We start from the raw sequence: 21,901 nt of genomic DNA, 5'->3' as shown, positions 1-21,901 counted from the left end.
TCAGAAGAACGTCCGGACCAGGTCGACGACGACGGGATCGGCCGCGTCCGGGTCGTCGATAACCGGGATCAGGCCCCACTTGTCGAACGCCGTACAGGGGTGGGAGAGGCCGACGCGGAGTTCGTCGCCGATCACCACCGACTGTTCGTCGCCGAAGTGCAGGAAGCCGTGCTGATCGTTGAGGTTGGTGACGGTCATCCCGGTGGCCGGCAGGATCGGCGCGCCCTCGGACCGCGGCCGGATCAGCTGCGGCTCGGGCCAGTCCTGGTCGAACGGGAAGTCGCGCCGCCCGCCGTCGAAGATCGCCAGACCGGGCTCGGGCTGGGACGTGATCCGAATCCAGCCGTGCATCGCCGCGACGAGCTGCTCGCCGTCCGTCCGCGGGTGCTCGCCGAGCGGGGACACCCGGCGGTACAGCCCGTCGTCGTGGGTGATGTACGCGCCGGACCGCAATACGACGCGGGCGCCGTCGCCGGCCTCCGATGCGAGGACCTTCGCGACCTGCTCGAAGTACTGGCTCCCGCCCGCACTCACGATGGGCACGACGTCGGCGTCGTACATGCCCTTGAGCCGGTGATGAACCTCGGCCAGATCCCGCAGGTACGCACGGACCTCCTCGAGGTTGGCCTCGTCGACACCGTGCCCGATCGCACCTTCGTACCCGGCCACGCCGACCAGCCGCAGCGTCGACGCGTCCGCGATCGCCTGGCCGACGGCCAGGGCGGTCTCGGCGTCGCGCGCACCGGTCCGGCCGCCGATGCCGCCGACCTCCACCATCACATCGAGCGGGCGCGCGTCCGGTCCGACGTGCGCCGACCGGGCTGCCTCCATGATCTCGACCGTGCGGACCGAGTCGGCCCACACCAACACCTCGAACGACGGGTCCGCCGCGAGCTCGTCCGCGATCCAGCGCAGTTGCAGCGGCGAGATCACCGCGTTCGCGATCAGCACCCGCTGTACGCCGTACGCACGGGCGACGCCGAGCTGAAAGCCGTTCGCGAGCGTGATCGCCCAGGCGCCGGCGTCCAGCTGCATCGCCCACAGTGCGGGCGCCATCGTGGTCTTGCCGTGCGGTGCGAGCTCGACGCCGTGGCGCTTGCACCAGGTGTCGAGGGTGTCGACGTTGTGCCGCAGACCCGGCGCGGACAGCGTCATCAGCGGCGTGGGCAGCTGGGAGAGCCGCGGCCGGTCGGCGACGATCTCGGCGACGGTCCGGCCCCAGAACCCTGGCGGCAGGGCCTTGTCCCGCCAGCTCACCTGCTGGTCAGCGAGAGCGGCGACGGCGGCGGCATCGTAAGCAGGCATCTGATCCCCTGGGGTCGAAGTTGCAGAATACGCAACGCTCATTGCGTATTCTGACTCGTCGGTTGTAGCATCGCGGCCAAAGTTGCGTCAACGCACCCCATCCCATCACCCCGCCGCCAAGGAGTGCCGATGACTGAACCGCTCCCTGAGACGGCAGCCGCGGTCTGTATCGGTGAGGCGATGATCATGCTGGCCGGCGGGCCGGGGCCGCTTGCGGACGTCGAGGTGTTCCGGCGGTCGGTCGGCGGCGCGGAGTGCAACGTGGCCGGCGGGTTGGCGGCGCTGGGTGTTCCGACGACGTGGATCTCGCGGCTGGGCGATGACGGGTTCGGCCAGCACGTACTGCGGGACCTGCAGCAGCGGGGTGTCGACGTCGGGGGTGTGGAGGTCGACGCGGTCCGGCCGACGGCTCTGTATGTGAAGGAGTCGGAGGACGGTCGGTCGCGGATGCACTACTACCGGACCGGCTCCGCAGCTGCCGCTATGGACCCCGGGTTCCTGGACCGGCCCGCGGTGAGCGAACGCCTCAGGCAAGCGCGGCTCGTGCACACGACTGGCATCACTGCGGCGATCTCTTCGAGCAGTGCGGAGATGCTGGAGCGGTTGGCCACGGAGCCGCGGTCGTTCCTGCTGAGTGTCGACCTGAACTGGCGGCCGATGCTGTGGCGGGACAAAGATCCGGCGCCGCTGTGGCGGTTGCTGAAGGCGGCCGACATCGTGCTGATCGGGGCGGACGAGGCGGGGGTCTTTGCGGGGACAAGCGATCCGGACGAGCTGTACGAGCGTCTGGGCGCGAAGACCTTGGTGGTGAAGGACGACGCGCACACTGCGATGGTGCTCGAGCCGGACGGACGCACCGAGGTCCCTGCCTTGACCGTTGACGTCGTTGAGACCGTCGGGGCCGGGGATGCGTTTGCGGCCGGGTTCCTCACCGGCACGTTGCAGGAACTGCCGATGGCGCAGCGGCTGCGGTTGGGGCATCTGACGGCGGCGGCTGTGCTGACGGCGCCCGAGGACCATGCGCCGCCCCCGGCGCCGGAGGTGCGGGAGCGGTTGCTGCACTGCACCGACGAGGAGTGGGCGGCGACGAAGATCGGTCCCGCATGAGTCAGAGCCTCGGTCGGGCGCTGCAGATCCTCACCAGTCTCGGTGAGGGCGAGCGCTCACTGGACCAGCTCGCCACGGAGCTGGGCGTTCACAAGACCACAGTGCTGCGGCTCTTGCGCACCATGGAGGCAGACCGCTTCGTACGACGGGACGCCGCGCACCGCTACCGGCTGGGGTCGCGCCTGTTCGCTCTCGCGGACGTGGCGCGCGAGCAACACGTCGTACGTGAAGTCGCTGCGCCGTATCTGCGAGAGCTGAACCAGAAGACCGGCCAGACGGTCCACCTGGCGGCCTGGGAGAACGGTGAGGTCATCTACGTCGACAAGCTCGACAGCGTGCGATCGGTCCGCATGTACTCGCAGATCGGTGTACCGGCGGCGCTGCATTGCACTGCCGTCGGGAAGGTCCTGCTCGCCGCGCAGCCCAAGCGGCGGCGGGAGGCGATCGTGGACTCGCTGGACTACCACGTGTACACGCCGAACACGATCACTGACCCGGACCAGCTGCGGGACGAGCTGGACACAGTGCTGGGGCGTGGCTGGGCCCAGGACAAGGCGGAGCACGAGGCGTTCATCAACTGCATCGGTGCGCCGCTGAAGGACGGCACCGGCCGCGTTGTGGGGGCCGTGTCGCTGTCGGTTCCCGACGTACTGCTGAACTATGAGCAGGTGCTCGAACTGCTACCCGAGCTGCTCGCCACCGCCCACGCGATCAGTGCCGACTACAACTGAGAGGTGTCAGACCTGATGTCCGACAAGACCGTCGTCTCCACCACCGACGCGCCGCCGCCGATGCCTGTGTTCTCCCAGGGCGTCCGCAAGGGCAACATCCTGCAGGTGTCCGGCCAGGGCTCGGTCGACCCGGCCAGCGGCGACTTCGTGTTCCACGGCGACGTGAAGGCCCAGACCACCCGCGTCCTGCAGAACATCGAGGCGATCCTGAAGGCCGGCGGAGCGAGTATCGACGACGTGGTGATGCTCCGCGTCTACCTCACCGAGCGCGACAACTTCGCCGCGATGAACGAGGCGTACGCCGAGTTCGTGTCGACCCGCACCCCGAGCGGCGTCCTGCCGTCCCGCACCACCGTCTTCACCGGCCTGCCGCTGCCGGACATGCTGGTCGAGATCGACGCGCTGGCCGTTCTCAGCTGATTCACCCCGAAGCCCGGACCGAGTGGTCCGGGCTTTGGAATGCCCGCGCGCTTTCCCGTATGGCGGGATAAGATTTCGCAATGCAGGAAAGCCGGGGTTCGGTGCAGTCGATCGACCGGGCTGTGGCGATCCTGCGGTGTTTCGACGCGCGGACTCCGGATCTCGGGATCAGTGATCTGGCCCGGGCGACAGGGCTGTCCACGAGCACGGTGCATCGGCTGTTGCTGGCGATGCAGGAGAACGGGCTCGTCCGGCAGACGGCTCACCGGCGGTACGCGATCGGTCCGCTGGTCGTTCAGCTCGCGCACAGCGGTGGGATTCCGGCCGGCCTGCGGGACGCTGCGATGCCGGTGCTCCGGGCACTCCGCGATCACACAGGGGAGACCGCGGCTGTGCACGAGCTGCTGCCGTCCGGGCAGCGCGTCGTACTGGACCAGGTCGAGAGTCACCACCAGCTGCGCCGTACCTACACGGAATTCGGCCTGCCGGTCGCGTTACCGCTCGGTGCGCCGGGGAAGTCGTTGCTCGCGTTCCTGCCGTTCGAGCGGCAGCAGGAGGTTCTGAAGGGCCCGCTCGAGCAGGTGCAGCCGGCGACGATCACGGATCCCGACGTACTGGCCGAGCAGTTCGCGGACATCCGCCGGCGCGGGTACGCGATGTCGAGGACCGAGCGGACCGCAGGGATCTGCAGTGTGGCGGCGCCGGTGTTCGGCTACTCCGGACAGGTCACGGGTTGTCTGAGTGTGTCCGGCCCCGAGATGCGGATGCCGGTGGAGCGGATGGAGGAGTTCGGGATGAGGGTCGTCGCGGGTGCCTGGTCGGTGTCGGAGTTGCTGGGGGCCACCCCGGCGGCACGGGACCGCAGTACGGCGCTGGCCGGCGGCCGGTGATGTCCCAGGCGCGGAGTCTCCTGAAGATCGCACCTGCCGTCTATCTACCCGCACTGCTGTACGGAATCGGTCAGGGCGCCATCGCACCCGTTGTCGCACTGTCGGCGACACATCTGGGTGCCTCAGTGGCTGCGGCCGGGCTGGTTGTTGCTGCGGCTGGTCTGGGGCAGGTGATCGGTGACATCCCGGCGGGGGCGCTCACGAACCGCATCGGTGAGCGCAAGGCGATGCTGGGTGCCACCGGTTTGGTTGCGGTCGCGCTGGCTGCATGTCTGCTCGTCACCAACGCATGGGGTCTCGCGATCGCGATCGGCTGCACCGGACTGGCCGGGGCCGTCTGGGGCCTTGCCAGGCAGGCATATCTCAGCGAAGCCGTGCCGATCGAACTGCGTGCCCGGGCCCTGTCGACGCTCGGTGGAGTGCAGCGCATCGGCTCTTTCATCGGTCCGTTCCTGGGTGCGGGCGCGATGAAGTTCCTGGGTACCGATGGTGCCTACTGGGTGCACCTGGTCTGCGCGGTGCTCGCATGCGGAGTGCTGCTGAGCCTGCCCGATGTCGAAGGCCGCACTCGCGGGAGCCGTCCCGTGTCGGCGGAGTCCACCTGGGTCGTGATCCGCGACCACTTCCCGGTACTGCGGACTCTCGGTGTCGGGGCGCTGCTCGTGGGGGCAGTCCGCGCGTCCCGGCAGGTGGTGATCCCGCTGTGGGCGCTCCACATCGGACTGGATCCGCAGACGACCAGCATCATCTTCGGACTGTCCGGTGCGGTCGACATGCTGCTGTTCTATCCAGCCGGATCCGTGATGGACCGGCTGGGGCGCAAGTGGGTCGCCGTACCGTCGATGTTCGTGCTCGGGCTGGCACACCTCTTACTACCGCTCACCCACACGACCGTCACGCTGACCCTGGTCGCGCTGCTGATGGGGATCGGGAACGGGCTCGGCGCCGGCGTCATCATGACGCTGGGTGCGGACGCGTCGCCGCCGGTCGGACGGGCGCAGTTCCTGGGTGCGTTCCGGCTCTTCGCGGACACCGGGAACGGGGCCGGGCCGTTGCTGCTGGCCGGGGCGACAGCGCTCCTCGGGCTGGGCCCGGCGATCGTCATCATGGCCGGAACAGGCTGGGCAGCGGCCACTGCGATGCATCGGTGGATCCCACCGCATCCACAACCGATTTTGTCAGAGTGACTTCAGCTATTACCCTGGACATTGCCGAAGACCGCTGGTTGCTACCCCAGGTAGCTGAAAGTCCCACTCAGGTGGGCGGCCCGCGCAGGTGACTAGGAAAGTGAAGCACGAATGTTCACGCCCTTGCGCCTGCGCAGGGGCGTTTCTTTTGTAGCAGGGGTCTACGGCGTGGAAGCCGATAGAAGGAGACCCCCATGGCGAGGCCGGACAAGGCAGCCGCTGTCGCGGAGCTGACGGACGAGTTCCGTAGCTCCAACGGCGCCGTGCTGACCGAGTACCGCGGTCTCACCGTCGCGCAGCTCAAGCAATTGCGAGTCGCGCTCGGTGACGACGTGAACTACGCCGTGGTGAAGAACACGCTGACCAAGATCGCGGCCAAGGACGCAGGTGTCGACTCGTTCGACTCGCTGCTCGAAGGCCCCTCCGCGATCGCCTTTATCAAGGGCGACCCGGTGGTTGCGGCCAAGGGACTGCGTGACTTCGCCAAGGCGAACCCCCTGCTCGTCATCAAGGGTGGAGTGCTGGAAGGCAAGGCACTCGGCTCTGACGAGATCAGCAAGCTCGCTGACCTGGAGTCGCGTGAGGTCCTCCTCGCGAAGCTCGCAGGTGCGATGAAGGCGGCCCCGCAGCAAGCGGTGTCGCTGTTCGCTGCTCCGCTGTCGCAGGCCGCGCGCCTGTTCGCGGCGCTGCAGGACAAGCTGCCGGCCGAAGCCGCTCCTGTGCAGGACGCAGTGGCGGACGAGGCGCCGGCCGTGCAGGACACGGTCGAGGCACCTGCCGAGGCGAGCACCGAGGAGACCGCTTCAGCCGAGAGCTGAGGCAGATCTCATCCGCAACACCCCATCAGTGATCACCAAGCAACATTTGTCAGGAAGGACCGCCATCATGGCGAAGCTCAGCACCGAAGAGCTCCTCGGCCAGTTCAAGGAACTGACCCTGCTGGAGCTGTCGGAGTTCGTTAAGGCGTTCGAGGAGGAGTTCGGCGTCACCGCCGCCGCCCCGGTCGCCGTTGCCGCTGCCCCGGCCGCGGGTGGAGGCGCCCCGGCCGAAGAGGCCGCGGAGCAGGACGAGTTCGACGTCGTTCTCGAGAGCGCCGGCGACAAGAAGATCCAGGTCATCAAGGAGGTGCGCGGTCTCACCAGCCTTGGGCTGAAGGAGGCCAAGGACCTCGTCGAGTCGGCCCCGAAGGCCGTCCTCGAGAAGGTCGACAAGGCTGCCGCGGAGAAGGCCAAGGAGGCCCTCGAGGGCGCCGGCGCCACCGTCACCCTGAAGTGACCTAGGAGGGCGCCTGGGCACTCCCCGCCTGCTGCGGGGCACTCGGCACGGCACCTCGCGGCACGGGTGCAAAGGGAACGATGCTCCGCATCGACCCCTTCGCCCCCGCGCACCGATGCACCGCACCGAGCACCTCCTCGCTACGGCGCGGAGTGCCCAGGCACCCTCCAGTTACGTTCCGTCAAGGAGCGTAACGAATGTGTAGAGAAGGGCGGTCCCCGCAAGGGGGCCGCCCTTCTTGCATTACGTGATGGTTAGTATCGCAACCGCTTGACAGCTAGGGGTTACGGAAAACCGTACTCGTGCGTAACCTAGGCCACTGCTCCCTCGTTGGACCCGCGTACGCGTCGGTTCGGGGCAGCCAGAACATTCCCGTGAGGAGGACCGGTGGGCGTAGAAGTCCGCGTCGAGGGTCTCACCAAGTCCTTCGGCAGCCAGCTGATCTGGGGCGACGTGTCCCTGACCCTGCCGGCCGGTGAGATCTGCGTCATGCTCGGCCCCTCCGGCACCGGGAAGTCGGTGTTCCTGAAGACGCTGATCGGGCTGCTCAAGCCGGACAAGGGACATGTCTGGATCGAAGGCACCGACATCGCCACCTGCAGCGAGCGCGAGCTGTACGACATTCGCCGGCTGTTCGGCGTGCTGTTCCAGGACGGCGCGATGTTCGGCTCGATGAACCTGTACGACAACGTCGCGTTCCCGCTGCGCGAGCACACCAAGAAGTCCGAGTCCGACATCCGCTCCATCGTGATGGAGAAGATGGAGATGGTCGGCCTGGTCGGCGCCGAGCGGAAGCTGCCCGGCGAGATCTCCGGCGGGATGCGCAAGCGGGCCGGCCTGGCCCGCGCGCTGGTCCTCGACCCCGAGATCCTGCTCGTCGACGAACCCGACTCCGGCCTCGACCCGGTCCGGACGTCGTTCCTGAACCAGGTGATGATCGACCTCAACGAGGCGTTCAGCCCGACGTTCCTGATCGTCACCCACGACGTGAACACCGCGCGCACGGTCCCGGACAACATCGGCATGCTGTACCACCGGCACCTGGCCATGTTCGGTCCGCGGGAGATGCTGCTGTCCAGCGAGGAGCCGGTGGTCCGCCAGTTCCTGAACGCGCAGATGGTCGGCCCGATCGGCATGTCCGAGGAGAAGGACGCCGAGGAGCTGGCCGCCGAAGCCGGTCAGGAGCTGCCGCCGCTGCCGCCGATCCCGATCCAGCAGCTGCCCAGCAGCGGCATGCTCCGCCCGACCCAGCGCGAACCGGGCGAATGGTGCCGCGAGAACGGTGTCGTCCCGCCGCCGGGTTCCTTCGAAACAAATGTGGTGGGCGCCAGGTGACTGTGAGCGCTACCGCCCCGCTGAAGCATGCTGGTTCGCTGTTCGCCTTCGCACTCGACACCGGCCGGGCCACGTTCCGCCGGCCGTTCCAGGTCAAGGAGTTCCTCCAGCAGGCCTGGTTCGTCGCGAGCGTGACGATCATCCCGACCGCGCTGGTCGCGATCCCGTTCGGTGCGGTGATCGCGCTGCAGGTCGGCGGCCTGATCAAGCAGTTCGGCGCGCAGGCGTTCACCGGCTCGGCCGCCGTACTGGCCGTGGTCCGCGAGGCGTCGCCGATCGCGACCGCGCTGCTGATCGCCGGGGCCGGCGGTTCCGCGATCTGTGCGGACCTCGGCTCGCGGAAGATCCGGGAAGAGCTCGACGCGATGATGGTGCTCGGCATCGACCCGATCCAGCGCCTCGTCGTACCGCGGGTGCTGGCGACGATGCTGGTCGCGTTCTTCCTGAACGGGTTCGTCAGCGTGGTCGGCGTGATGGGCGGCTACGTCTTCAACGTCGTGCTGCAGGACGGCACCCCGGGCAGCTATATCGCGTCGTTCACCGCGCTCGCCCACCTGCCAGACCTGTGGCAGGGCCAGGTGAAGGCGCTGGTCTTCGGCTTCATCGCGGCCGTGGTCGCGGCGTACAAGGGTGTCAACGCGGGCGGCGGTCCGAAGGGTGTCGGCGACGCGGTGAACCAGTCCGTCGTCATCACGTTCATGCTGCTGTTCGTCGCGAACTTCTCGATGACCGCGATCTACTTCCAGCTCGTCCCGCCGAAGGGGGCGTGACGTGTCGGCCCTGATGGACAACCTGGTCAAGAAGCCGCTGAGCTCGCTCGACCACCTCGGCGAGCAGCTTGCCTTCTACATCAAGGCGCTCGCCTGGTCCGGCAAGTCCGTCACCCGGTACCGCAAGGAGATCTTCCGGCTGCTGGCCGAGGTGACGCTCGGCACCGGCGCGCTCGCGGTCATCGGCGGCACCGTCGGTGTGATCACGTTCCTGGCGTTCTTTACTGGCACCGAGGTCGGCCTGCAGGGCTACTCGGCGCTCAACCAGATCGGTACGTCGGCGTTCGCCGGCTTCGTGTCGGCGTACATCAACACCCGCGAGATCGGCCCGCTGATCGCGGGTATCGCGCTCGCCGCGACGGTCGGCTGCGGATTCACCGCGCAGCTCGGCGCGATGCGGATCAGCGAGGAGATCGACGCGCTCGAGGTGATGGCGATCCCGTCGCTGCCGTTCCTCGTCACGACCCGCATCATCGCCGGGCTCATCGCCGTCATCCCGCTGTACGTCGTCGGCCTGCTCGCGTCGTACTTCGCCACCCGGCTCACCGTGACCACGTTCTACGGGCAGAGCACGGGCACGTACGACCATTACTTCCACCTGTTCCTGCCACCCGGAGACGTGCTCTGGTCGTTCGGCAAGGTGCTGGTGTTCTCGGTGCTGGTGATCCTGGTGCACTGCTACCACGGCTACCACGCGACCGGCGGTCCCGCGGGTGTGGGCGTCGCGGTCGGTCGCGCCGTACGGACGTCGATCGTCGTGATCAACGTCGTCGACCTGCTGCTGTCGATGGCCATCTGGGGTACGACGACCACCGTCAGGCTGGCCGGATGACCAGACTCATTTCGCACAAGATCCTCGGCGTCGCCTTCATCGGCGTGCTGTGCTTCCTGCTCTGGCTGACCTACGCGTTCTACGCGAAGGTCTTCACCAAGACCGTGGACATCGAGCTGAAGACCAGCCACATCGGTCTGCAGCTCAACGACCATGCGGACGTGAAGCTGCGCGGGATCATCGTCGGTGAGGTCCGCGGGGTCTCCACCGACGGCGACGAAGCGACCGTCAAGCTGGCGCTGAAGCCCGATCAGGTCGACGAGATCTCCAGCGCGGTCAGCGCGCGGATCCTGCCGAAGACGCTGTTCGGCGAGAAGTACGTCGCACTCGTCCCGCCGAACGGACCCGAGGGCCGCCACATCAAGGCCGGCGACGTGATCAGCCGGGACAAGACCGCGGTCGGCATCGAGATCGAGAAGGTGCTGAACGACGCGCTGCCGCTGCTGCAGGCAGTCGACCCGGCCGACCTGAACGCCACGCTGAACACGCTGGCGACCGCGCTCGAGGGCCGCGGCACCGAGATCGCCGGCACGCTGACCCAGCTCGACGGCTACCTGAAGAAGCTGAACCCGAGCATCCCCAAGCTGATGGACGCCCTGGTCAAACTCACCCAGGCCTCCGACCTGTACGGCGACGTCACGCCCGACCTGGTCCGTGCCCTGCGCAACCTGACCATCACCGGCAACACCGTGGTGGAGAAGGAACAGCAACTGCAGCAGTTCTTCGGCAACGTGCAGAACCTGTCGACGACCGGCAACGCGTTCCTCAAGGAGAACGAGGACCGCGTGATCCGGCTCGGCCAGGTCAGCCGCCCGGTGCTCGACCTGCTCGAGAAATACTCGCCCGAGGTGCCGTGCTTCCTGCAGGTGATGGCCGACACCGCCCCGATCCTCAACGACACGTTCCGCGACGGCCGGCTGAACATCAACCTCGAGCTGATCACCAACCAGCCCACGCCGTACGAGCCGAACGAGCTCCCGGCCTACAAGGACCACCGCGGCCCGACCTGCGTCGGCAGGAACTACAGCCATCCCGGGTCGAAGCCGGGGCCGTACACGCAGGACAACCCGGCGCCGTACATCACCGGTGACGACGGCGTGATCGGCGACCACAACAAGAACCAGCGCTTCCCGCTCAACGTGCAGCTGAACCGCGCGATGCCCGGGTTCGCGATGGACACCCAGGGCGTCGGCACGCCGGCCGAGCAGAAGGTCGTCGACGCGGTCGTCGCCCCCGAGATGGGCCTCGCCCCGAGCGACGTACCGGACCTGACCACACTCATGGTCGGCCCGCTCCTGCGCGGAGGCCAGGTGAACCTGAAGTGAGTTTCTTCGACAAGAAGACGACGTTCGACACCGTCCGGCTCGGGATCTTCGTGGTGGTGACCACGATCGCGACCGCGTTGCTCGCGGTGACGATCGGCAACATCACCTTCAACTCGACGACGAAGTACCGGGCCGTGTTCACCGACGCGGTCGGGCTGAACCAGGGTGACGACATCCGGATCGCCGGTGTGAAGGTCGGCCAGGTCGACAAGATCCAGCTGTACCAGGACACGCTGGCGATGGTGACGTTCAGCGTCGACTCCGACCAGGTCGTCGACACCTCGACGCACGCCACGCTGCGCTACCGGAACCTGGTCGGCAACCGGTACATCGCGCTGACCGACGGCGTCGGCGGCGGTCAGCGGCTGAAGAAGAACGGGATCATCCCGAAGGAGCACACCACCCCCGCGCTGGACCTGTCGGTGCTGTTCAACGGTTTCAAGCCGCTGTTCACCGCGCTGACGCCGGCGGACGTGAACCAGTTCGCGTTCGAGGTGATCAAGGTCCTGCAGGGCGAGGGCGGCACGATCGAGTCGCTGCTGGCCAAGACCGCGTCGCTGACCACCACGCTGGCCGACGCCGACCAGGTGATCGGCGACCTGATCACGAACCTGACCTCGACGCTGCAGATCGTCTCGCAGCGGCAGCAGAACTTCTCCCAGCTGCTGGTCAACCTGCAGCAGTTCATCACCGGCCTGAGCCAGGACGTCACCCCGATCCTGAACTCGCTCGGCTCGATCAACTCGCTGAACACCAAGACCGCCGGCCTGCTGCAGCAGACCCGGGTGCCGATCAAGGCCGACCTGGACAAGCTCCGGATCACCGCGTCGACGCTCGACGACACCCAGGCGATCTGGGTGAAGACGCTGCAGTTCATGCCGCAGAAGCTGAACACGATGACCCGCACCGCGTCGTACGGCTCCTGGTTCAACTTCTACCTGTGCAACTTCGACGGCAACGTCACGCTGCCGACGGGGACCCGCGTCCCGGTCGCCTACGACCTGAACTCCGCGAGGTGCAAGAAGTGAAGCCCTTCCGCGAGCAGAACCAGGTGACGATCGGCGTGATCGGCCTGACCGTCATCGGCCTGATCATGCTGGCCGCGTTCAAGGCGCAGGACCTGCCGCTGATCGGCGGCGGGACGAAGTACTCCGCGCAATTCTCCGAGGCCGGCGGCCTGAAGGCGAACGACGAGATCCGGGTGGCCGGCGTCCGCGTCGGCAAGGTCCGCAAGGTCGAGCTCGAGGGCACCCACGTCCGGGTCGACTTCGTCGTCGACAAGGGCGTGAAGCTCGGCGACGAGACCGGCGCCGAGATGAAGATCAAGACCCTGCTCGGGCAGAAGTACCTGAAGCTCGACCCGGCCGGCCAGGGACAGCTCAAGCCCGGTTCGGAGATCCCGCTGGCACGGACGGTCTCGGCGTACGACGTGGTGGACGCGTTCACCGATCTGGCCAACACGACCGAGCGGATCAACACCGCCCAGCTGGCCAAGGCCCTGGACACGTTGTCGGCGACGTTCAAGAACACGCCGGAGGAGGTGCAGGCCTCGCTGACCGGACTGTCCCGGCTGTCGCGCAACGTGGCCGCCCGGGACGCGCAGCTGAAGTTGTTGCTCCAGCACTCGAACGTGGTCACCAAGGTCCTTGCCGACCGCAACCAGCAGCTGATCAAGCTGATGAAGGACGGCAACACCGTCTTCCAGGCCGTGCAGGCGCGGCGGGCGCTGATCCACCAGTTGCTGGTGTCGACGCAGCAGCTCGCCTCGCAGATCACCGCGCTGGTCCGGGAGAACCGCAAGGACCTCGCCCCGACGCTGCAGAAGGTCAACGCGGTGCTCGCCGTACTGCTGCAGAACCAGACGTCGCTGGATGCGAGCATCAAGGGTCTGGCGCCGTTCGTCCGGGTCTTCACCAACACGCTCGGCACCGGGCCGTGGTTCGACACCTACCTGCAGAACCTCGCGCCGGTCCCGGAGATCCCGCTGCCGAAGGTGCCGATCCCCGGCCTGCCGGCGATCCTGGGAGGTGGCGGCTGATGAAGGTCAACGCCCTGTCCCGGCTGATCGCGATCGGCGTGGTCGTCGTGATCCTCGCGGTCAGCGCCGTGACGCTGTGGCCGAAGCCCGAGCGGGTGAGTGCGACGGCGTACTTCCCGCGCGCCGTCTCGGTGTATCCCGGTTCCGACGTCCGCATCCTCGGCATCAAGGTCGGTGAGGTGGAGAGCATCACCCCGGCCGGCCGGACCGTCCGGGTGAAGTTCTGGTGGGACGCGAAGCACAAGGTGCCGGCGACCGCGAAGGCCGTGATCGCGTCGCCGTCGATCGTCGCTGACCGGTACCTCCAGCTCACCCCGGTGTACTCCAAGGGCGCCGTGATGGCCGACGGCGCGCAGATCCCGATCGAGCGCACCGCCGTACCGCTGGAGCTCGACCAGATCTACCAGAGCCTGAACGACCTGTCCGTGGCGCTCGGGCCGAAGGGTGCGAACGACCAGGGTGCGCTGGCACGGCTGCTGGACGTCTCGGCGAAGAACCTGAACGGCCAGGGCGCGAAGCTGAACCAGACCATCACCGACGTCTCGAAGCTGACCAGCACGCTGTCGGGCAACTCGTCGGCGCTGTTCAACACGATCCGGCAGCTGCAGACGTTCGTGTCCGCGCTGGCTGCGAACGACCAGCTCGTGCGGCAGTTCAACTCGAACTTCGCCTCGGTCTCGACCACGCTGGCCGGCGAGCGCACGGACCTGGGCAACGCGTTGGCGCTGCTGGCGACCGCGCTCGGCGAGGTCGCGACGTTCGTCAAGGACAACCGCGGTCTGGTGAAGACCACGGTCAGCAGCGCTACCCAGCTGTCGCAGATCCTGGTCAAGGAGAAGGCCGCGATCGCCGAGGTGCTCGACACCGCGCCGCTCGGCCTCGGGAACCTGGCCCGGATCTACAACCCGCAGTACGGCACCCTGGACCAGCGCATCAACCCCGGCCAGCTCGACGATCCGGCGACCTTCGTCTGCTCGATCCTGCTGCAGGCGAACCAGCCGATGTCGACCTGTTCGGCACTGAAGCCGGTGCTCGATGCCCTCGCCAAGTTGCCGCTGATCACCCAGCTCACCGGTGCGAACGCGCCCGTGAGCGGCGGACCTGCCGGTACGCCGTGGGCCCCGCTCCCGAAGGCGCCGTTGAACAGCCCCGACCCCGTGGATCCGACGCTTGGGGGGCTGGTCAAATGAGGCGTACGTCGATCGTCGCGGGTGTGCTCGCACTGGCGACCCTGCTGACCGGGTGCGACTTCAGCGTGTACTCGCTGCCGTTGCCGGGCGGGGCGAAGATCAAGGGGCCGTCGTACACGGTCACCGTCGAGTTCGCCGACGTCCTGGACCTGGTGCCGAAGTCGACGGTGAAGGTGGACGACGTCACCGTCGGCACGGTCGAGAAGGTGTGGCTGGACGGGTACATCGCGAAGGTGCGGATCAAGCTGCCGAAAAGCCTCGCGCTGCCGGACAACACCCACGCCACGATCCGCCAGACCAGCCTGCTGGGCGAGAAGTTCGTGTCGCTGTCGCGGCCGACCGGGTCCGAGCAGCCGCGCGGCAAGCTCGAGAACGGCGAGCTGATCCCGTTGTCACGGACGACCAGCAACGTCGAGGTCGAGGAAGTCCTGTCCGCCCTGTCGCTGCTGCTGAACGGCGGCGGTGTGGCCCAGCTGCAGATCATCACCCAGGAGCTGAACAAGGCGCTGACCGGCAACGAGCCGGCCATCCGGGACGTGCTGACCCAGCTGAACACCTTCGTCGGCACCCTGGATGCGAACAAGGCCCGGATCGTCACCGCGATCACCTCGGTGGACGCGCTCGCGAAGAAGCTCAACGCGCAGAAGGCGACGCTGGCGACCGCGATCGACTCGCTGCCGAAGTCGATCGCGACCCTGGACAAGCAGCGCGCCGCGCTGGTCAAGACGCTGCAGGCGCTGGCGACGCTGGGCAACACCGCGACCCGGGTGATCACCTCGGCGCAGAAGGACCTGGTCGCCAACCTGCAGTCGCTGTACCCGATCCTCACCAATCTGGCCGAGGCCGGGGCGAACCTGCCGAAGTCGCTCGAGTTGCTGTTCACCTACCCGTTCCCGGACCAGGCCGCCAACGCCGCGAAGGGCGACTACACCAACCTCGGGATCACCGTCGACGTGAACACCCAGAAGGCACTCAAGGGCCTGCTCGGTCTGAACCTGCCGACGGTCGGCCCGACCGCGCTGCCGACCGGCCGGATCAGCCTCCCGGTGCACCTGCCGACCAGCCAGGGCACGGGCGGCGGCATCCTGCCGACGCTCCCGGTCCCGACCGGCACTGCGACCACCTGCATCACCGTCCTCGGGCTGCCGGTCTGCACGCCGCAGCTGAAGCGGTCCGGGTTCGATCCTGACCTGGCCCGCGCGCTGATGCCGGGGGCGGTCAAATGATCACCAGAGCGGTCCGGATCCAGCTGATGGTGTTCCTGCTGATCACCGTCGTCGGCGTCGCATTCGTCGGCGCGAAGTACGCCCAGGTCGACAAGCTGGTCGTCGACACCGACTACACCGTCAGCGCGAGCTTCGCCGAGTCCGGCGGCATCTTCTCCGGCGCCGAGGTGACGTACCGCGGCCAGCCGGTCGGCCGGGTCGGTCAGCTCAAGCTGCTGTCCGACGGCGTCGACGTGAATCTGGTGATCGAGAAGAAGTTCAAGATCCCGAACGACCTGCTGGCGGTGGTCGCGAACCGGTCGGCCATCGGCGAGCAGTACGTCGACCTGCAGCCGCGCCGCGACGGAGCGCCGTACCTGCAGAACAACTCGAAGATCGCGCGCCAGGACACCGCCGTGCCGATCGACACCACCGAGCTGCTGCTGAACCTGGACCAGCTGGTGAACTCCGTCGACAAGAACAGCCTGCGGACCACCGTCCGCGAGCTCGGCGAGGCCCTGAAGGGCAAGGGCACCGACCTGCAGAAGATCATCGACAGCTCGGGTCAGCTGATCGACACCGCGGACGCGAACGTGCTGCAGACGATCAAGCTGATCAACGACGGCGACACCGTGCTCGCCACCCAGGTGGCCAGCGGCGACGCGATCAAGACCTGGGCAAAGAACCTCGCGCTGCTGTCCGACACCCTGGTCAGCTCGGACGCGAACCTGCGCAAGGTGATCGACCAGGGCTCGCTCGCCTCCACCCAGCTGACCGGCCTGATCCAGGACAACCGCGCGGACATCGCGGTGCTGCTGGGTAACCTGCTGACGGTGAGCGAACTGACCGCGGTCCGGCTGGATGCCGTCGAGCAGCTGTTCGTCGTCTACCCGGCGGTGGCGATGGGCGGGTACGTCGTACCGGCGAAGGATCCGGGCACCGGGCACTACGACGCACACTTCGGGCTGGTCGTCGGCCTGACCCCGCCGGCCTGCCGGCCCGGGTACGGCGGCACCGACAAGCGGGTCCCGCAGAACACCACGAACACCCCGGCCAACACCAAGGCCGGCTGTACGGCGAGCCCGTCGAGCGGGATCAACGTCCGCGGCTCGCAGAACAAGCCGGCCCCGTCGTCGCGCGACCTGAACCGGACCGGCTACGGCGTCGGGTACGACCCGGTGACCGGCGCGGCCGGCGGGTCGGACGGAATGCCGGCGCTGACGCTCGGCTCGACCGGCGGTCAGGAGGAGCTGCTCGGCAGCGACTCCTGGAAGGCCCTGATCCTCGGACCGGTGACGAGCAAGTGATCGCACGGAACGGCCGGATGATTCTGGCGTGGGCGCTCAGCGTCCTGCTCCTGGTGGCGCTCGCCGGGCTGACGCTGTCGGTGGTCGGCCTGAGCAAGCAGCGGGCCGCCGACTCGCAGCGCGACGGCGCGATGAAGGCGGCGCGGCAGCTGGCGCTGGACTTCACGACGTACGACTACCAGACCTGGGACGCGGACTCGAAGCGGGTGCTGGACGACTCGACCGGGCAGTTCAAGCAGGAGTTCGCCGACGGGATCGCGGCCGTGAAGACCGATGTGGAGGCCAACAAGGCGACCTCCAAGGGGGACGTGAAGGAGGCCGCCGTGGTCTCGAACGACAAGGACTCCGCCCAGGTGCTGGTGATCGTGAACGCAGTGGTGACGAACACGGCCTCGACCGACGGGGTCGAACGCCGGTACCGGATCAAGCTCGACCTGGTCCGGGAGAAGAACCACTGGCTGACCGCCGACCTGCAGGTGGTGGGCTGATGGCAGAGCGCCGCAACCGTCCCCGCATCGCCGGCCAGCGCCGCAGCGCCGGTGCGACGCCGACGCTGGACGAGACCCCGGTCGTCCAGGACGTCGAGGAAGTCGACGAGAAGGCGCCGGAGACTGCTCCGGAGGATGTGACACCAACCACACCCGAGCCCTCGGCACCAGAACCTGAGGCCCCTGTCGTCACACAGCGTGAGCGCCGGCAGAGCGACGTACTGCTCGCCGCCCTCGGCCTGGTTGTCGTCCTCACACTGGTCGTCGCCGGGATCCTCGGCGTGAAGGCGTGGCACGGGAAGCAGGCCGAGGACGCCCGCGACCAAGCCGCCGTCGCGGGCCGGAAGGCGGCCGAGACCGCACTCAGCTATGACTACCGTGACCTGGACAAAAGCTTCGCCGCGGCCCGGGCGACGATGACCCCGGACTTCGCCCAGAAGTTCGACGCCACCGCCAAGGTGGCCGGCGAGCTGGCGACCAAGACCAAGGCCACGGTGAAGGCCGACGTCCGCGAGGTCGGGGTCCGCGACGGCGACGCCGACCGGGTCACGCTGATCATCTTCGTCAACCAGACCACCACCAGCACGATCACGAAGGGTAGTCCCCGGGTGGACCTGAACCGGACCCGGTTCACAATGGTCCGAAACGGCGATCGATGGCTGGTCCAGGAGATCGCCGGACTGTAACCTCTAGGTGACTCCGCACCAAGAGGACGCCGGGTGGCTCGTGGGTGATCTACCTGCTGGAGATCCCGGGTCGGTCCTTGACGGAGTGGGTGGTCCAACGGCAAACTATTGGACCCCATTGGACAGGCTTGCCTGGATCATGTAGCCTATTGCTTTGCGCTGCCTTTTCCTCGCCTCGGCTTCGGGTCTCGACTTGACTGGGGCGGCTTGGCGTGCGCTCCCAGCACCGATGTGATTTTGCGAGCCCGTGGAAGGACGCCCCTTGGTCGCCTCGCGCAACCCCCAGTCCGACAGCATTTCCAACGTCACCGGCCCCCGCCGCATCTCCTTCGCAAAGATCTCCGAACCGCTCCAGGTTCCGGATCTGCTTGCGCTTCAGGTGGACAGTTTCGACTGGCTGGTCGGTAACGAAACGTGGCAGGCCCGGGTGGCCGCCGCCGAGGCCGAGGGGCGGTCGGACCTGTCCGGCCCCAGCGGCCTGGAAGAGATTTTCGAGGAGATCTCCCCGATCGAGGACTTCAGCGGCACCATGTCGCTGTCGTTCCGCGACCACCGCTTCGAGCCTCCGAAGAACACGGTCGACGAATGCAAGGAGCGCGACGTCACGTACTCCGCGCCGCTGTTCGTCACCGCCGAGTTCATGAACAACGAAACCGGTGAGATCAAGAGCCAGACCGTCTTCATGGGCGACTTCCCGCTGATGACGCGCAAGGGCACTTTCGTCATCAACGGCACCGAGCGGGTCGTCGTGTCCCAGCTCGTCCGCTCGCCCGGTGTGTACTTCGAGCGCACGCCGGACAAGACGTCCGACAAGGACATCTTCACCGCCAAGATCATCCCGTCGCGCGGCGCGTGGCTGGAGTTCGAGGTGGACAAGCGCGACATGGTCGGCGTCCGCCTCGACCGCAAGCGCAAGCAGAACGTCACCGTCCTGCTCAAGGCGCTCGGCTGGACCGACGCCCAGATCCTCGAAGAGTTCGGCGAGTACGAGTCGATCCGGCTGACCCTGGAGAAGGACCACACCTCCGGGCAGGACGACGCGCTGCTGGACATCTACCGCAAGCTGCGTCCGGGTGAGCCGCCGACCCGCGAGGCCGCGCAGGCGCTGCTGGAGAACTACTACTTCAACGGCAAGCGCTACGACCTGGCCAAGGTCGGTCGCTACAAGATCAACAAGAAGCTCGGCCGTGACGAGGCGCACGACATGGCGGTGCTGACCGTCGACGACATCGTCGCCACGATCAAGTACCTGGTCGCGCTGCACGAGGGCAAGACCGAGCTGCCGGCCCCGAAGGGCGAGATCGTCGTCGAGGAAGACGACATCGACCACTTCGGCAACCGCCGGCTGCGCACGGTCGGCGAGCTGATCCAGAACCAGCTCCGCACCGGCCTGGCCCGGATGGAGCGGGTGGTCCGCGAGCGGATGACGACCCAGGACGTCGAGGCGATCACGCCGCAGACCCTGATCAACATCCGTCCGGTGGTGGCGGCGCTGAAGGAGTTCTTCGGCACCTCCCAGCTGTCGCAGTTCATGGACCAGACGAACCCGGTCGCGGGTCTGACCCACAAGCGCCGGCTGAACGCGCTCGGCCCGGGTGGTCTGAGCCGTGAGCGGGCCGGCTTCGAGGTCCGCGACGTGCACCCGTCCCACTACGGCCGGATGTGCCCGATCGAGACCCCGGAAGGCCCGAACATCGGCCTGATCGGCTCGCTCGCGTCGTACGGCCGGGTGAACGCGTTCGGCTTCGTCGAGACGCCGTACCGCAAGGTCGTCGAGGGCCAGGTCACCGACCAGGTCGACTACCTGACCGCCGACGAGGAGGACCGGTTCGTCATCGCGCAGGCCAACGCGGCGCTGAACGACGAGAACCGGTTCGCCGAGGAGCGCGTGCTGGTCCGTCGCCGCCACGGTGAGGTCGAGCTCGTGCCGGTCGACGACGTGGACTACATGGACGTCTCGCCGCGCCAGATGGTGTCGGTCGCGACGGCCCTGATCCCGTTCCTCGAGCACGACGACGCCAACCGCGCGCTGATGGGTTCGAACATGCAGCGCCAGGCGGTGCCGCTGATCACCTCGGACGCCCCGCTGGTCGGTACCGGCATGGAGTTCCGCGGTGCGGTCGACGCCGGCGACGTGGTCGTGTCGGACAAGCCCGGTGTGGTCAAGGAGGTCTCGGCCGACCTGATCGAGATCGCGGCCGACGACGGCACGTACCAGACCTACCGGATGGCGAAGTTCCGTCGCTCGAACCAGGGCACCTGCATCAACCAGCGCCCGCTGGTCGACGCCGGGCAGCGGGTCGAGATCGGTACGCCGCTGGCCGACGGGCCGTGCACCGACGAGGGTGAGATGGCCCTCGGCCGGAACATGCTCGTCGCGTTCATGACGTGGGAGGGCTACAACTACGAGGACGCGATCATCCTCAGCCAGCGCGTCGTCCAGCAGGACCTGCTGACCTCGATCCACATCGAGGAGCACGAGGTCGACGCTCGCGACACCAAGCTGGGGCCGGAGGAGATCACCCGGGACATCCCGAACGTCTCCGACGAGATGCTGTCCGACCTGGACGAGCGCGGCATCATCCGGATCGGCGCCGAGGTCACCACCGGCGACATCCTGGTCGGCAAGGTCACGCCGAAGGGCGAGACCGAGCTGACCCCGGAGGAGCGGCTGCTCCGCGCGATCTTCGGTGAGAAGGCGCGCGAGGTCCGCGACACGTCGCTGAAGGTGCCGCACGGCGAGGAAGGCACCGTCATCGGTGTCCGCGTCTTCGACCGCGACAACGGCGACGAGCTGCCGCCGGGCGTCAACCAGCTGGTCCGCGTGTACGTGGCCCAGAAGCGGAAGATCTCGGTCGGCGACAAGCTGGCCGGCCGGCACGGCAACAAGGGCGTCATCTCCAAGATCCTTCCGGTCGAGGACATGCCGTTCCTCGAGGACGGCACCCACGTCGACGTGATCCTGAACCCGCTGGGCGTGCCCGGCCGGATGAACGTCGGCCAGGTGCTGGAGACCCACCTCGGGTGGATCGCCAGCCGCGGCTGGGAGGTCGACCCGGAGAACGAGGAGGAGTGGGCGCAGCGGCTGATCAAGATCGGCGCCGGTGCGGCCGAGCCGATGACGAACGTCGCCACCCCGGTCTTCGACGGCGCCACCGAGGAAGAGGTCACCGGCCTGCTCTCCTCGACGCTGCCGAACCGCGACGGCGTCCGGATGGTCAACGGGCAGGGCAAGGCGCGCCTGTTCGACGGTCGTTCGGGTGAGCCGTTCCCGGACCCGATCGGTGTCGGCTACATGTACATGCTGAAGCTGCACCACCTGGTCGACGACAAGATCCACGCACGGTCGACCGGTCCGTACTCGATGATCACGCAGCAGCCGCTGGGCGGTAAGGCCCAGTTCGGCGGCCAGCGGTTCGGCGAGATGGAGGTGTGGGCCCTCGAGGCCTACGGTGCCGCCTTCGCGCTGCAGGAACTGCTGACGATCAAGTCCGACGATGTCGTCGGCCGGGTCAAGGTGTACGAGGCGATCGTCAAGGGCGAGAACATCCCGGAGCCGGGTATCCCGGAGTCGTTCAAGGTTCTGGTCAAGGAAATGCAGTCCCTCTGCCTCAATGTCGAGGTGCTCTCGTCCGACGGAAGCCGGGTCGAGATGCGCGACAGCGAGGAGGACGTCTTCCGGGCGGCAGAGGAACTGGGCATCGACCTGTCCCGGCGGGAGCCGAACAGCGTCGAGGAGGTCTGAGCGGGTTGCCGCTTGAGATCAACAACCAACTCACTCAGACCACTTTTAGCAACGGGAGATAACAC

Annotated in this window: 20 protein-coding genes; 19 read left to right on the top strand and 1 reads right to left on the bottom strand. The window is 67.5% G+C overall.

All coding sequences use genetic code 11. The features are described from left to right. A complete protein-coding gene (locus ABT313_RS27260; protein ID WP_350859626.1) occupies positions 1-1,305 on the bottom strand; it encodes a type III PLP-dependent enzyme domain-containing protein in 1,305 nt (434 codons plus the stop codon). A 129-nt stretch (positions 1,306-1,434) separates the two neighbouring features. On the opposite strand from ABT313_RS27260, the gene ABT313_RS27255 reads away from it, so the two are divergent. The 19 genes from ABT313_RS27255 (at position 1,435) to rpoB (ending at position 21,836) form a co-directional block, all read left to right on the top strand. Next, positions 1,435-2,412, top strand: a complete 978-nt coding sequence (locus ABT313_RS27255; protein ID WP_350859623.1) for a sugar kinase — start codon at positions 1,435-1,437, stop codon at positions 2,410-2,412. Continuing rightward, positions 2,409-3,143, top strand: a complete 735-nt coding sequence (locus ABT313_RS27250; protein WP_350859620.1) for an IclR family transcriptional regulator — start codon at positions 2,409-2,411, stop codon at positions 3,141-3,143. The genes ABT313_RS27255 and ABT313_RS27250 overlap by 4 nt, the downstream gene beginning before the upstream one ends. 15 nt (positions 3,144-3,158) lie before the next feature. Further along, complete coding sequence (locus tag ABT313_RS27245) at positions 3,159-3,563, top strand: RidA family protein (RefSeq protein WP_350859617.1); 405 nt, start codon at positions 3,159-3,161, stop codon at positions 3,561-3,563. 80 nt (positions 3,564-3,643) lie between these two features. Continuing rightward, positions 3,644-4,453 carry an IclR family transcriptional regulator gene (locus ABT313_RS27240; protein WP_350859614.1) on the top strand — a complete coding sequence of 270 codons (810 nt, stop codon included), beginning with the start codon at positions 3,644-3,646 and terminating at the stop codon, positions 4,451-4,453. Then, on the top strand, positions 4,453-5,640 hold the full coding sequence (locus tag ABT313_RS27235) for an MFS transporter (RefSeq protein WP_350859611.1): 1,188 nt from the start codon (positions 4,453-4,455) through the stop codon (positions 5,638-5,640). The genes ABT313_RS27240 and ABT313_RS27235 overlap by 1 nt, the downstream gene beginning before the upstream one ends. 194 nt (positions 5,641-5,834) lie before the next feature. After that, positions 5,835-6,458 (top strand): 50S ribosomal protein L10, encoded by a 624-nt coding sequence (rplJ, locus tag ABT313_RS27230; RefSeq protein ID WP_350859608.1) that lies wholly within the window; start codon positions 5,835-5,837, stop codon positions 6,456-6,458. Between the two features lie 67 nt (positions 6,459-6,525). Next, on the top strand, positions 6,526-6,915 hold the full coding sequence (rplL, locus tag ABT313_RS27225; RefSeq protein WP_134107138.1) for a 50S ribosomal protein L7/L12: 390 nt from the start codon (positions 6,526-6,528) through the stop codon (positions 6,913-6,915). Positions 6,916-7,302: 387 nt separating this feature from the next. Then, positions 7,303-8,250 carry an ABC transporter ATP-binding protein gene (locus ABT313_RS27220; RefSeq protein WP_350859605.1) on the top strand — a complete coding sequence of 316 codons (948 nt, stop codon included), beginning with the start codon at positions 7,303-7,305 and terminating at the stop codon, positions 8,248-8,250. Further along, positions 8,247-9,020 (top strand): MlaE family ABC transporter permease, encoded by a 774-nt coding sequence (locus tag ABT313_RS27215; protein ID WP_130441531.1) that lies wholly within the window; start codon positions 8,247-8,249, stop codon positions 9,018-9,020. Before ABT313_RS27220 ends, ABT313_RS27215 begins: the two co-directional genes overlap by 4 nt. 13 nt (positions 9,021-9,033) lie before the next feature. Then, positions 9,034-9,852: an MlaE family ABC transporter permease gene (locus ABT313_RS27210; RefSeq protein ID WP_350860209.1), complete on the top strand. Its 819-nt coding sequence runs from the start codon at positions 9,034-9,036 to the stop codon at positions 9,850-9,852. Further along, the gene (locus ABT313_RS27205) at positions 9,849-11,177 is read left to right on the top strand and encodes an MCE family protein (protein WP_350859601.1); all 1,329 of its coding nucleotides are present in this window, start codon (positions 9,849-9,851) and stop codon (positions 11,175-11,177) included. Before ABT313_RS27210 ends, ABT313_RS27205 begins: the two co-directional genes overlap by 4 nt. Then, positions 11,174-12,205, top strand: a complete 1,032-nt coding sequence (locus ABT313_RS27200; protein ID WP_350859598.1) for an MCE family protein — start codon at positions 11,174-11,176, stop codon at positions 12,203-12,205. The genes ABT313_RS27205 and ABT313_RS27200 overlap by 4 nt, the downstream gene beginning before the upstream one ends. Beyond that, positions 12,202-13,215 (top strand): MCE family protein, encoded by a 1,014-nt coding sequence (locus ABT313_RS27195; protein WP_350859595.1) that lies wholly within the window; start codon positions 12,202-12,204, stop codon positions 13,213-13,215. Before ABT313_RS27200 ends, ABT313_RS27195 begins: the two co-directional genes overlap by 4 nt. Continuing rightward, a complete protein-coding gene (locus ABT313_RS27190; RefSeq protein ID WP_350859592.1) occupies positions 13,215-14,405 on the top strand; it encodes an MCE family protein in 1,191 nt (396 codons plus the stop codon). The genes ABT313_RS27195 and ABT313_RS27190 overlap by 1 nt, the downstream gene beginning before the upstream one ends. Then, on the top strand, positions 14,402-15,631 hold the full coding sequence (locus ABT313_RS27185) for an MCE family protein (RefSeq protein WP_350859589.1): 1,230 nt from the start codon (positions 14,402-14,404) through the stop codon (positions 15,629-15,631). Before ABT313_RS27190 ends, ABT313_RS27185 begins: the two co-directional genes overlap by 4 nt. Continuing rightward, positions 15,628-16,917, top strand: a complete 1,290-nt coding sequence (locus tag ABT313_RS27180; protein WP_350859586.1) for an MCE family protein — start codon at positions 15,628-15,630, stop codon at positions 16,915-16,917. Before ABT313_RS27185 ends, ABT313_RS27180 begins: the two co-directional genes overlap by 4 nt. A 17-nt stretch (positions 16,918-16,934) precedes the next feature. Then, positions 16,935-17,405: an Rv1363c family protein gene (locus ABT313_RS27175; protein WP_350859583.1), complete on the top strand. Its 471-nt coding sequence runs from the start codon at positions 16,935-16,937 to the stop codon at positions 17,403-17,405. Then, entirely contained in the window at positions 17,405-18,091 is a 687-nt protein-coding gene (locus ABT313_RS27170) for a hypothetical protein (protein WP_350859581.1), read from the top strand. Before ABT313_RS27175 ends, ABT313_RS27170 begins: the two co-directional genes overlap by 1 nt. A gap of 262 nt (positions 18,092-18,353) precedes the next feature. Further along, positions 18,354-21,836, top strand: coding sequence for a DNA-directed RNA polymerase subunit beta (gene rpoB, locus ABT313_RS27165; protein WP_350859579.1), 3,483 nt, complete (start codon positions 18,354-18,356; stop codon positions 21,834-21,836). Positions 21,837-21,901 lie beyond the last annotated feature (65 nt).

Origin of the sequence: Kribbella sp. NPDC000426 (assembly GCF_040300265.1) — a bacterium.
Classification (GTDB): Bacteria; Actinomycetota; Actinomycetes; order Propionibacteriales; family Kribbellaceae; genus Kribbella.
Note: the sequence above shows the minus strand (reverse complement) of the source record. Positions and strands in the feature narration are given on the sequence as shown.

Coding starts and splice junctions, on each gene's coding strand:
- rplL (WP_134107138.1), top strand. CDS start 6,526: ATGGCGAAGCTCAGCACCGAAGAGCTCCTCGGCCAGTTCAAGGAACTG.
- ABT313_RS27210 (WP_350860209.1), top strand. CDS start 9,034: ATGGACAACCTGGTCAAGAAGCCGCTGAGCTCGCTCGACCACCTCGGC.
- rplJ (WP_350859608.1), top strand. CDS start 5,835: ATGGCGAGGCCGGACAAGGCAGCCGCTGTCGCGGAGCTGACGGACGAG.
- ABT313_RS27170 (WP_350859581.1), top strand. CDS start 17,405: ATGGCAGAGCGCCGCAACCGTCCCCGCATCGCCGGCCAGCGCCGCAGC.
- ABT313_RS27245 (WP_350859617.1), top strand. CDS start 3,159: ATGTCCGACAAGACCGTCGTCTCCACCACCGACGCGCCGCCGCCGATG.
- ABT313_RS27185 (WP_350859589.1), top strand. CDS start 14,402: ATGAGGCGTACGTCGATCGTCGCGGGTGTGCTCGCACTGGCGACCCTG.
- ABT313_RS27260 (WP_350859626.1), bottom strand. CDS start 1,305: ATGCCTGCTTACGATGCCGCCGCCGTCGCCGCTCTCGCTGACCAGCAG.
- ABT313_RS27240 (WP_350859614.1), top strand. CDS start 3,644: ATGCAGGAAAGCCGGGGTTCGGTGCAGTCGATCGACCGGGCTGTGGCG.
- ABT313_RS27180 (WP_350859586.1), top strand. CDS start 15,628: ATGATCACCAGAGCGGTCCGGATCCAGCTGATGGTGTTCCTGCTGATC.
- ABT313_RS27205 (WP_350859601.1), top strand. CDS start 9,849: ATGACCAGACTCATTTCGCACAAGATCCTCGGCGTCGCCTTCATCGGC.
- ABT313_RS27175 (WP_350859583.1), top strand. CDS start 16,935: ATGATTCTGGCGTGGGCGCTCAGCGTCCTGCTCCTGGTGGCGCTCGCC.
- ABT313_RS27235 (WP_350859611.1), top strand. CDS start 4,453: ATGTCCCAGGCGCGGAGTCTCCTGAAGATCGCACCTGCCGTCTATCTA.
- ABT313_RS27255 (WP_350859623.1), top strand. CDS start 1,435: ATGACTGAACCGCTCCCTGAGACGGCAGCCGCGGTCTGTATCGGTGAG.
- ABT313_RS27190 (WP_350859592.1), top strand. CDS start 13,215: ATGAAGGTCAACGCCCTGTCCCGGCTGATCGCGATCGGCGTGGTCGTC.
- ABT313_RS27250 (WP_350859620.1), top strand. CDS start 2,409: ATGAGTCAGAGCCTCGGTCGGGCGCTGCAGATCCTCACCAGTCTCGGT.